At 31.9% G+C, this 1,105-nt stretch carries 1 protein-coding gene; it reads right to left on the bottom strand.

Features of this window, described 5'->3' with window-relative positions; translation table 11 throughout:
- Positions 1–126: 126 nt before the first annotated feature.
- Positions 127–876: a class I SAM-dependent methyltransferase gene (locus tag D7Y06_RS25245; RefSeq protein WP_055068445.1), complete on the bottom strand. Its 750-nt coding sequence runs from the start codon at positions 874–876 to the stop codon at positions 127–129.
- Between the last annotated feature and the right edge of the window lie 229 nt (positions 877–1,105).

The following is a 1,105-nucleotide window of genomic DNA, read 5'->3' as shown; positions in this document are numbered from 1 at the left end:
TTAGGCCAAATCGAAAATGGTGTAAACGAAGGGGCAGTTCCCTGCAATGTCAAAACTGCTTTTTCGTTTACCCCATCATCGATTGTAACCTAAAGAATTTGTCGGGTTCTTTACATAGATAAAATATTAATTTTTCTTTCCACACCTAAAAAAAATAAAGTCTGGCTGATGAATAACTCCTCCAAACATATCTGTTCGCTTTTCTCTAATTGATTCTGGTACTTTTGATTCCTGACATTCCTCAATAATAAATCCAGCAGAAACAATATCATTTATTAATGTTGAAATCGTTCTATGATAAAGTTCATATTCATCTACTACCCAATGAATAACACGCTTACCCTCTATTCCGTAATTTCGTAGATTAGCATATAATCTTTCTCCAGTTTCTGTTCTGGTATATCTGTCAAAAGTCCCATCATATGCTGTACTTATTGGGTGTGACATCGAAAAAACACATTTGCCATTTTCATTCAAGTGACTATAAATCTGTTTCATAAGCCTTTCAAAATTTTCTACATAATCAAAAGCCAATGAACTTGTAATAACATCAAACTTTTCCTCTAAATCATCCAATTCTTCAAAAGCCAGTCTTCTGTATTCAATATTAGAGGCAGCATTATTTTTTCTTGCATATGCTAACATTTTTTCCGATATATCAATTCCAAGAACGGATAACGCCCCTTTCTTTGAATATTGAAGTGCATGTTGCCCCATACCACATCCAATATCTAATACTTTCTTTTTATATAGTTCAGGTATCATTCCTAATATTATTGGTGTCTCAATAATATCATTAAAATTGATTTCTTTGCTACGTATTTTCTCGAAGTTTTCGTAAAATAAATCATTATCATAAATATTTTGTTTTGACATTCTGCAACCAGCCTTTCATATAAAAAATTATTTTTTGTTTTCTTCTACTTCCATCTTCTTGTCTTTCGGGCAACAAGCATCCTTCTCTTTCAGCTCGGTCAATTTCGATTGTGATTTGATGATTTTTAAGGGAAACATTAGCTGTTATATTTTATTAACTCAAACTTCGCATTTGAATAAGCGCAGATGCACCTTGAAAATTCAATAAAAACTGGCAATAAAATAGCAT

Source organism: Roseburia sp. 1XD42-69, assembly GCF_003612565.1.
In the GTDB taxonomy this organism is placed as follows: domain Bacteria; phylum Bacillota; class Clostridia; order Lachnospirales; family Lachnospiraceae; genus Roseburia_B.
The sequence above is the reverse complement of the archived record's forward strand: the minus strand, read 5'-3'. Positions and strand labels throughout refer to the sequence as shown.

Bases quoted from the DNA above. Each gene is read 5' to 3' on its own strand.
- D7Y06_RS25245 (WP_055068445.1), bottom strand. From the start codon at position 876: ATGTCAAAACAAAATATTTATGATAATGATTTATTTTACGAAAACTTC.